We start from the raw sequence: 8,922 nt of genomic DNA, 5'->3' as shown, positions 1-8,922 counted from the left end.
ATACGTTTGCCGCTTACGCGGCAGCGCAAACTGAGTGTTTTCGTAAGTCGTTTCACTCCTTCGCGCCTTTTTTTGCAATATCCGTAAATTCCCAAAACCTGACATCCTTGTTTTAGAGGATTTTTTATGAATACATTTTTTACGATTTTGTTTAACGGTATTAGTCTCAGTTCGATTCTGCTTTTGGCGGCACTGGGACTTTCTATAACTTTTGGACTTATGCGCGTCATCAATATGGCTCATGGTGAGTTCATTATGATTGGCGCATACACGACCTTTCTCGTACAGAATTTTTTCACTGCCTATTTTCCGGCCAGATTTTTCGATTTTTACTATCCCCTTGCAATCGTAATGTCTTTTATAGTTGCGGCTTTATTCGGCGCAATTCTGGAGCAGCTTGTCATAAAAAGGCTTTACGGCCGGGAAACTGATTCCCTCCTTGCGACTTGGGGCGTTAGCCTTGTCTTGCAGCAGCTCGCCCGAACAATCTTCGGTGCTCCCAATGTGAACGTCAGCGCGCCTTCCGTACTCAACGGAAACTTGGAGATTGCCGGCGTAATCATGACTTACAAAAGGATTTTCATCATTTTTCTGGTCACATTCTGCCTTGTCGCCATGTATCTGCTCATGTATAAGACTTCCTACGGAAAACGCGTCCGTGCGACCATGCAGAACCGGCCCATGGCCCAATGCCTTGGAATCCGCACGAACAGAATCGACACGCTCACCTTTGCCATCGGCTCCGGACTTGCGGGAATAGCGGGTTGTGCCCTCTGTTTGCTCGGTTCGGTGGGACCTTCTCTCGGCCAGAATTATATCGTGGACACTTTTATGGTCGTCGTGCTGGGTGGCGTAGGCCGTCTTGCAGGCTCTATCGCGGGCGCAGGCCTGATCGGAATGAGCAACGCGGCGATTCAGTTCGGAACCTCGGCCAACATCGCAAAGGCAATCGTACTTTTCCTCGTAATTCTTTTTTTACAGAAGAAGCCTCAGGGCTTGTTCACCATTCATTCCAGAATTCTCGACGAGAATGGAGGCGGAGAAACGGGATTAAGCGGAATCAGCGCGAAAAAGAAAAACTTCGCCTTCGCAGTGATTGTCGCAATCATTGCCCTTATGCCTGTCTTTCTTTCGCCTTTCAGGGTTTCCCTTGTGGGGAAATTCATCACATTCGCCATCGTAGCCCTCTCTTTGGATGTGATTTGGGGTTATACGGGAATTCTAAGCCTTGGGCACGGAGTTTTCTTCGGTCTTGGCGGCTACGGCTTCGGCATGTACCTGAAACTTGTGGCAAGCGGTTCGAATCTTCCTGATTTTATGAGCTGGAGCGGCCGCACTACACTCCCCTGGTTCTGGGAATTCTATAAGACTGCCCCGACCAGCATTTTCATGATTCTCGTGATTCCAGCCCTGCTCGCCTTTGTGCTTGGTTTGCTCACCTTCACCAACAGAATCAAGGGCGTTTATTTTTCGATTCTCTCTCAGGCACTCGCCCTGGTTTTCGTCACGCTTTTTATAGGACTTCAAGGCTACACCGGCGGCACAAACGGCATTACCGAATTCACTACGCTTTTCGGTCTCCCCATTGCCCGCATAAGCACAAAATACATCTGGTACTATGTCGCGCTTTTCCTTTTAATCCTGACTTACGTTTTTTATTCCTGGGTCATGCAGACAAAATGCGGGCGGGTTCTTGTGGCAATCCGCGACGGAGAAAACAGGACTCGATTTTCAGGTTATCAGGTCGCAAATTATAAGACCTTCGTATATGTGCTGAGCGCAATCTTTACGGGAATCGCGGGCGCACTTTTCGTGCCATTTTCAGGAATTATTTCCCCGTCAGAGATGAGCATTTCAAATTCAATAGATATGGCGATTTGGGTGGCCGTAGGCGGCAGAGGCTCGCTGATTGGAGCCGTCATCGGGGCCTTTCTCGTGAACATCACAAAAACTCTTGTAAGCGAGAACTTTCCCGAAATCTGGTCATACTTTATCGGAGCTATTTTCGTCCTCGTCGTGATATTCCTGCCACGAGGACTTACCGGAATCTTCATCGATGCAAAAGAAAAAGTATTTCGCACCCTAAATCAGTTGAAAAAAGAAAAATCTGAGGAGGCAGCCGCATGAGCAAAGTGATTACACCAGTCATAGAGATTCAGGATATTTCTGTAGTTTTTGACGGATTTAAAGCCCTCAGCAATGTGACGACAAAGATAATGCCCAACAAAGTGCATTTTTTCATCGGGCCAAACGGAGCCGGGAAGACAACTCTGCTGGACATCATCTGCGGAAAAACAAAGCCTGCTTCCGGCAAGATTATTTATCATGGCGGAGTCGATGTAGGCTTGCGCAAATACACGAACATGGATGTGACAAAGATGCGTGAAGCCGATATTGCCAACGAAGGAATCGGACGGAAATTTCAGGCTCCATCAGTCTTCACGAGTCTTTCGGTATGGGAAAACATGGAAATCTCCCTTAAAGGACAGAAAACCGTGCTTTCTTCCCTGCTTTTTAAAATTTCCCGGCAGCAAAAGGAAAGAATCGAACTGATTCTTGATTTCATAAATCTCAGCGAAAAGAAGAATGAAAAGGCGGCTTTTCTCTCCCACGGACAAAAGCAATGGCTTGAAATCGGAATGCTTCTGGTGCAGGAGCCAAGCCTTCTTCTCCTTGACGAACCTGTTGCCGGAATGGGAAAGGCTGAAACCGAAAAAACGGGCGAGATTATCAGGAAAATAGCAAAACAATATGCCGTTGTCGTCGTCGAGCACGATATGGAATTCGTCCGCAAGGTGGCTGACACGGTGACGGTCATGCATGAAGGAAAAATCCTGACCGAGGGAAATGCTGATTCCGTGCTGTCAGACGAAAAAGTAAAGGCCGTTTATCTTGGCCGGGGAAAATTCCATAAAAGCGGCATCGAAGAAACAGAAGAAAATGAGCTGGCCGGTGCATAGGCCTTTTTACAGGAGGAAAAAATGCTTGAAATCAAGGATGTGAGCGCATGGTATGGGGAAAGCAGGATAATCCCCTCGCTTTCCATGAATGTTCCCGCGGGCGAGATTGTCTGTCTGGTGGGACGGAATGGTGTGGGAAAAAGCACCAGCCTAAAAAGCATAATGGGCATGGTAAAAACCACATCGGGGAGCATTCTCCTGAACGGCGAGGAAATTATCCGCAAGAAGACTTACGAGAGAGCCTCCCTGGGAATTGGCTTTGTTCCGCAAGGCCGGGAGATTTTTCCCCAGCTCACGGTGGAAGAGAATCTTGAATTAGGATTGCAGGTAAACGGCGGGAAAGGAAAAATCGGCGAAGAGATTTTTGAGCTTTTCCCGATTATTAAGACTTTTTTGAAACGGAAGGGCGGAAACCTGAGTGGCGGACAACAACAGCAGCTGGCAATCGCGCGGGCTTTGGTCTCTCACCCTAAGATTCTGATTCTTGACGAGCCGACGGAAGGAATCCAGCCTTCAATCATTGAAGACATTGCCTCTGCCATTCAGAGGGTGAACTCGAAGCTTGGAATCACGGTGCTGATTGTGGAGCAATATCTTGATTTCGTCCTTTCAGTCAGCAATCGCTATTATGTGATGGACAAAGGGGAAATCACCCTAAGCGGACTTACAAAAGATGCCGACAGCGAGCTGATTCAGTCAAAAATGTCTATCGGATAAAAGCCTTGACGCGCTCAAAACTTTTCTGTATTTCCTCCGCAGAATATGCCAGGGCGCGGAGGGCTATATCCCCCGAATCAGTTTCAGTCACTTCGCAAACAAGCCTTTCTGACTCTGATTCGGCTTTCTGGGCATAAAGAAGTTTTTCTTCAAGCCCCAAAACTTTTCTGATTTCCCATTGATTTTTTTCAAATCCGAAAAGCAAGAGACTTCCGGCATGGGTAAAGCCGCCGAAGACAGAAGGCGCCTGCAGGAAGCGTTTCCTTTCCGGATTTTTGCCGCCCTTGCTGCCCTCAAAAAAAGCATTGTCCCGGAAAATCAGCTTTTTCCCCCGCCTCACCTCAATCAGATTCTGATATAAATCAAAATCAAAAAGCTCGCCGTGAGAAATTCGCCCGCCACACAAAATGTCCTCGTAGAGAAAGCGGGAACTCTTATCCGCAAGGAAAACCTTACTTTCAGAGCGAAATCTGCTTTCCGAAAAAGGGATACAGGGAAGCGGCGAAAAAAACAGGCTGCTGTTTTTCTGTAATTGCAGGCGGATTTTCCGCTCGCCAAGTTCATTTTCCTCCATCTTGAAGATTTTCTCAAAAGACTGGCTCATTATTTCTAATTTCGCGTTTTCTTCTATTAGTATATGATATTCCTGAATGTCTCCGGCAAAGATTCCCGGCGAAGAAGTCTGCTGATACAGGAAAATTGAGCCGTCTTGATTCTGAAATGGCTTCATGATTTTAAAAGGAGAGGTGAAAAAACTGTCGCTGATAAAAGTCTTCCCGCTTTTTGAGCATGATGCCTTTAGCTCAAAACGAGAAATCTTCCCAAACTGATTTGTCATTTTGATTCCATTGAAGCGGCTAAATCAGCGAAAAAGACATTTCTGTCCAAAAAAGCAAGCACCTCGTCAATTCCCTCGCCGTTCCGAATATTCGTGAAAACAAAAGGCTTTTGCCCCCGCATTTTCCGGGAATCCCTTGCCATAACCTCAAGGCACGCGCCCACAAGGGGAGCCAAGTCGATTTTATTGATTACAAGAAGATTGCTCCTCATGATTCCAGGCCCGCCTTTTCGGGGAATTTTATCCCCTTCCGCGACATCAATTACAAAAATCGTCGCATCCACAAGCTCCGGGCTGAATGTTGCCGACAGATTGTCGCCGCCGCTCTCGATAAAAATCAGCTCTATGTCAGGGAATTTTTCCCGCAGAAAATCCACGGCCTCAAGATTCATGGAAGCGTCCTCACGAATTGCCGTATGGGGACAGCCGCCTGTCTCCACTCCCAGAATCCGCTCTTTTGGCAGCACGGAATTTTTTGCCAAAAATTCCGCATCTTCTTTCGTGTAAATGTCGTTTGTAATTACGCCGATTGAATACTTTTCAGCAAGCCGACGGGTAAGGGCCTCCACAAGGGCAGTCTTACCGGAGCCGACCGGACCTGCCACTCCGATTTTAGTAAATTTCATTTTTTCTCTTTCCTCCATTTTTTCCTTCTTTTCCTTATATTGGGCAAAGTGCCCCTAAAAATTAGCTCATGTAGAGTCTTGTGTATAAAAACTCATGCTGCATGGCGCGGATTTCACTGGCCGGGCAGGAGCGGCACAAATCTTTTTCAGAAAAATCCATGACTTTTTCCAGCAGATTCTCAAAATCCTTGAAAAGAGAGTGCAAAATCATCTGACCGTCATTCTGGCTCAAGGGAACGAGCTTTACCGCCGTCACAATCCGGGAAGAAATCTGGCTGTAGAAAAAGGCGGAAAGGCTTTCGTCCTCGCTGATTCCCTTCACTGCGCAATATGCGCCGTAGAAAACCGAAAAATGCCGGATTTCTGCCCTTAGAAGCGGATTCTCCTCATTTTCCCCTGATTTTTCCCACAGCGATACCGTTTTCAAGAATCTGAGGGCAAGTTTTTTGCTCCCCTCGCGGATTTCTCTTGCGTTTTTGCCAGAATTGTAGATTTCATCGATTTCTCTGACCTTTTCCCAATTTCCTGAGCTGGCGGCCTCCCAGGAAAGACGGGCAGGAAGAAGCTCGTTCGTGAGAAAATTAAGCGAAATCTCGGACTTTAAGAATGATTCCGCCGATTCCGCGTCAAAAATCAGCCCCTGCTGAACGAAAGTCTCCAAGCCCCATGAAAGCGTATAGCTCCCGATAGGAAATGCCGCATCGTTAATCTGGAGCAATTCAAAAAAATCAGCCTGCATGGTGGTGGGAATGTCCGACTATCGAAGAAATCTGCCGGGAAAAGTCGAGTTTTTCCGTCCGCCTTTCGATTGAAATCGAGAATCCGCAAAGGTTTTTCAAAAGCCGCTCCATTGGCTCTGTGTACAAGGTTATCAGTTCGCAGTCTGACTTTCCGGCAAAGAGCGGCGCGTGGCAGTTTCCGATTTCATAGGCAATTTTTGCCGTGGCAAGGAAGTCCCTGTCCGCCGTCTTAACGCTCAGGATTTCGCACTCGCCCACATCAGCGACAATAACCGTGCCGTCGGAGTCAATTCCCAGGACGTCGCCGGGCTTGATTCCTCTTTTCAGGATAGAATCATCCAGACGAAGGGCAATATCTCGCCCCTTTCGGGAATTTTTTCTATGCAACTTTGAATATGTCTCATGCCATTCGAATTCTACGAAATCAAAATCCTTTCCCTTGAATTGAGCGTCACTGACTTTCCCGAGAATCTTTTCGCAAATCATACAAACTCCTTAACCAAAGATAAGTGTCATATTGATAAATCAGAAGAAAAAATACCTTTGGGCAAGCGGAAGAGAAGCTGCCGCCTTGCTCGTAATCAACATTCCGTCCGCCGTCACCCGGTAATTTTCTGGATCCACATTGATTTCTGGGAGGGCATGGTTGAGCCGCATGTCTTTTTTACTGATTTTCCGGCAATTTTTTACAGGCAGGCAGATTTTTTCCAAGCCAAGCTTCTCCGGGATTTTCCCATCAATGGCTGCCTGAGACATAAAGGTTACACAGGTCAGAAATTTTGCCTTACCGTAAAAGCCGAACATATTTCTGTAGTAGACAGGCTGGCAAGTCGGAATCGAAGCATTAGAATCACCCATTTTTGAAAGAACGATTGCCCCGCCCTTTATAACCATGTCCGGCTTGGCTCCGAAAAAGGCAGGATTCCACAGAACCAAATCAGCCATTTTTCCCGCTTCAATTGAGCCAACATATTCGGAAATTCCGTGGGCAATCGCAGGATTTATCGTATATTTCGCGACATACCGCCTGACCCGAAAATTGTCGTTTTCCCCTGACTCTTCGGGAAGAGAACCCCGCTCATCTTTCATTTTGTGTGCCGTCTGCCAGGTTCTGGTGATTACTTCGCCCACCCGACCCATCGCCTGACTGTCGCTGCTCATTATGCTCAGCGCGCCCATATCGTGGAGGACATCTTCCGCCGCAATCGTTTCCGGCCGGATTCTCGAATCAGCAAATGCCACATCCTCCGGAATTTTATTGTCAAGATGATGACAGACCATAAGCATGTCCAAGTGCTCATCCAGCGTGTTCACCGTAAAGGGCATTGTGGGATTTGTTGAGGCAGGCAGAATATTGGGAAAGCCCGCCACTTTCAGAATATCAGGAGCATGGCCGCCACCAGCCCCTTCGGTGTGATAAGTGTGAATCGTGCGGCCCGCAATTGCCCGGAGCGTGTCTTCCACACAGCCGGCCTCGTTGAGGGTGTCAGTGTGAATGCAAACCTGAACGTCATATTTATCAGCGACAGTAAGAGCCGCATCGATGACAGCCGGGGTCGTGCCCCAGTCTTCGTGGATTTTCAAGCCGCAGGCTCCGGCCTTTATTTGAGAGACAAGCTCGCTGTCTTCGTTTTTATTTGAGCAATTTCCCTTTCCCAGATAACCGATATTCATGGGAAAATCTTCCGTCGCTTTTAGCATCATCTCCAGATTCCAGCTTCCCGGAGTACAGGTGGTCGCATTTGTGCCGTCTGCGGGGCCTGTGCCGCCGCCAATCATTGTGGTAATTCCGGAAGACAGAGCCGTCTCGACCTGTTCCGGCGAAATAAAGTGAATGTGCGAGTCGATTCCCCCCGCCGTTACAATCAGGCCTTCGCCCGCAAGTGCCTCCGTTCCGGCGCCCACAGTCATTCCCTCCGTTACGCCAGCCATTGTGTCCGGGTTTCCCGCCTTGCCGATTCCCGCGATTTTTCCGTCCCGAATTCCGATGTCAGCTTTGTAAATCCCAGTATAATCAAGAATTATGCAATTTGTAATCACCAAGTCCAAATCACCAGTCGCGCGATTTGAATTCACGGACTGCCCCATTCCGTCACGAAGGGTTTTGCCGCCGCCGAATTTTGCCTCGTCTCCGTACTGCGTAAAATCTTTTTCAATCTGAATCACAAGGTTTGTATCCGCGAGCCTGATTTTGTCACCTGTCGTAGGCCCGTACATCATGGCATATTTTTTTCCGTCAAGCATGTAACTCATTTTCCCGCTCCTCCTGCCGTTTTTCCACAAGTCAAATTGTTCAGCCCGTAGATTTCAGATTTTCCACCAAATGAGCAGAGACGCACGGATTTTGTCTCGCCCGGTTCAAAACGCACTGACATTCCGGAAGGAATATCCAGCCGGAAGCCAAAAGCAGCTTTTCTGTCAAAGGAAAGGAGCCGATTCACCTCAAAAAAATGAAAATGCGAGCCTACTTGTACAGGTCTGTCGCCGGTATTCGCCACTTTGATTTCGATTGTTTTTCGTCCACGGTTCAGTTCAATCGTCTCGTTGCAAGAAATAATTTCTCCGATTTTCATACAAGCTCCCGAATCGGATTATGCACAGTGACTAACTTCGTGCCGTCAGGGAAAGTCGCCTCCACCTGGACTTCATGAATCATGTCAGCCACCCCATCCATCACATCTTCTGTCGTAAGGATTTTCGCACCGTCCCGCATAAGTTCCGTCACTGATTTGCCGTCGCGGGCTTCCTCCAAAAGAGCCGAAGAAATGTAGGCAAGGGCCTCAACATAATTGAGTTTTAATCCCCGCTCTTTTCGCTGCCCGGCAAGAAAACCCGCATAGCTCAAAAGTAATTTTTCACTTTCCCGTGGAGTCAGCCTCATATTATCCTCCAAAATAAAAAAGCCGCCCTGGATTTTGCTCCAAAGCGGCTTCATTGCCAAAAAAGAAGCCTTTCCGCTGAAAACGAAAAGGCTTCTCTGCCAAAGAATAGGATACTTATATTTTACACTTTTAAAGGCTTTTTGTAAGTCTTTTATGATT

The 8,922-nt window shown here is 47.6% G+C and carries 10 protein-coding genes; 3 read left to right on the top strand and 7 right to left on the bottom strand.

All coding sequences use genetic code 11. From position 1 onward, the window contains the following. The first annotated feature begins 126 nt into the window (after positions 1-126). From urtC to urtE, 3 genes are read left to right on the top strand one after another with little or no spacing between them, the layout of a single operon-like run. On the top strand, positions 127-2,127 hold the full coding sequence (gene urtC, locus B2089_RS06200) for an urea ABC transporter permease subunit UrtC (protein WP_296321147.1): 2,001 nt from the start codon (positions 127-129) through the stop codon (positions 2,125-2,127). Next, on the top strand, positions 2,124-2,960 hold the full coding sequence (gene urtD / locus B2089_RS06195) for an urea ABC transporter ATP-binding protein UrtD (protein WP_296321151.1): 837 nt from the start codon (positions 2,124-2,126) through the stop codon (positions 2,958-2,960). The genes urtC and urtD overlap by 4 nt, the downstream gene beginning before the upstream one ends. A 21-nt stretch (positions 2,961-2,981) precedes the next feature. After that, positions 2,982-3,677: an urea ABC transporter ATP-binding subunit UrtE gene (gene urtE / locus B2089_RS06190; RefSeq protein WP_296321155.1), complete on the top strand. Its 696-nt coding sequence runs from the start codon at positions 2,982-2,984 to the stop codon at positions 3,675-3,677. Here the strand turns inward: urtE and B2089_RS06185 are convergent. The 7 genes from B2089_RS06185 to ureA form a co-directional block, all read right to left on the bottom strand. Next, on the bottom strand, positions 3,667-4,515 hold the full coding sequence (locus B2089_RS06185; protein WP_296321160.1) for an urease accessory protein UreD: 849 nt from the start codon (positions 4,513-4,515) through the stop codon (positions 3,667-3,669). The genes urtE and B2089_RS06185 overlap by 11 nt on opposite strands. Next, the gene (gene ureG, locus B2089_RS06180; protein WP_296321163.1) at positions 4,512-5,141 is read right to left on the bottom strand and encodes an urease accessory protein UreG; all 630 of its coding nucleotides are present in this window, start codon (positions 5,139-5,141) and stop codon (positions 4,512-4,514) included. The genes B2089_RS06185 and ureG overlap by 4 nt, the downstream gene beginning before the upstream one ends. Before the next feature lie 61 nt (positions 5,142-5,202). Next, positions 5,203-5,880: an urease accessory protein UreF gene (locus B2089_RS06175; RefSeq protein ID WP_296321165.1), complete on the bottom strand. Its 678-nt coding sequence runs from the start codon at positions 5,878-5,880 to the stop codon at positions 5,203-5,205. Then, positions 5,870-6,367 carry a hypothetical protein gene (locus B2089_RS06170; RefSeq protein ID WP_296321168.1) on the bottom strand — a complete coding sequence of 166 codons (498 nt, stop codon included), beginning with the start codon at positions 6,365-6,367 and terminating at the stop codon, positions 5,870-5,872. The genes B2089_RS06175 and B2089_RS06170 overlap by 11 nt, the downstream gene beginning before the upstream one ends. Before the next feature lie 39 nt (positions 6,368-6,406). Then, complete coding sequence (gene ureC, locus B2089_RS06165) at positions 6,407-8,134, bottom strand: urease subunit alpha (RefSeq protein WP_296321171.1); 1,728 nt, start codon at positions 8,132-8,134, stop codon at positions 6,407-6,409. Then, entirely contained in the window at positions 8,131-8,454 is a 324-nt protein-coding gene (gene ureB, locus B2089_RS06160; protein WP_296321175.1) for an urease subunit beta, read from the bottom strand. Before ureB ends, ureC begins: the two co-directional genes overlap by 4 nt. Next, complete coding sequence (ureA, locus tag B2089_RS12040; RefSeq protein WP_349675781.1) at positions 8,451-8,762, bottom strand: urease subunit gamma; 312 nt, start codon at positions 8,760-8,762, stop codon at positions 8,451-8,453. Before ureA ends, ureB begins: the two co-directional genes overlap by 4 nt. Between the last annotated feature and the right edge of the window lie 160 nt (positions 8,763-8,922).

This window comes from Treponema sp. UBA3813, assembly GCA_002368605.1.
Taxonomy (GTDB): Bacteria; Spirochaetota; Spirochaetia; order Treponematales; family Treponemataceae; genus Treponema_D.
This window is presented reverse-complemented; position numbering and strand designations above follow the sequence as displayed.

Coding starts and splice junctions, on each gene's coding strand:
- ureA (WP_349675781.1), bottom strand. CDS start 8,762: ATGAGGCTGACTCCACGGGAAAGTGAAAAATTACTTTTGAGCTATGCG.
- B2089_RS06185 (WP_296321160.1), bottom strand. CDS start 4,515: ATGACAAATCAGTTTGGGAAGATTTCTCGTTTTGAGCTAAAGGCATCA.
- urtE (WP_296321155.1), top strand. CDS start 2,982: ATGCTTGAAATCAAGGATGTGAGCGCATGGTATGGGGAAAGCAGGATA.
- urtC (WP_296321147.1), top strand. CDS start 127: ATGAATACATTTTTTACGATTTTGTTTAACGGTATTAGTCTCAGTTCG.
- ureG (WP_296321163.1), bottom strand. CDS start 5,141: ATGAAATTTACTAAAATCGGAGTGGCAGGTCCGGTCGGCTCCGGTAAG.
- B2089_RS06175 (WP_296321165.1), bottom strand. CDS start 5,880: ATGCAGGCTGATTTTTTTGAATTGCTCCAGATTAACGATGCGGCATTT.
- ureB (WP_296321175.1), bottom strand. CDS start 8,454: ATGAAAATCGGAGAAATTATTTCTTGCAACGAGACGATTGAACTGAAC.
- urtD (WP_296321151.1), top strand. CDS start 2,124: ATGAGCAAAGTGATTACACCAGTCATAGAGATTCAGGATATTTCTGTA.
- B2089_RS06170 (WP_296321168.1), bottom strand. CDS start 6,367: ATGATTTGCGAAAAGATTCTCGGGAAAGTCAGTGACGCTCAATTCAAG.
- ureC (WP_296321171.1), bottom strand. CDS start 8,134: ATGAGTTACATGCTTGACGGAAAAAAATATGCCATGATGTACGGGCCT.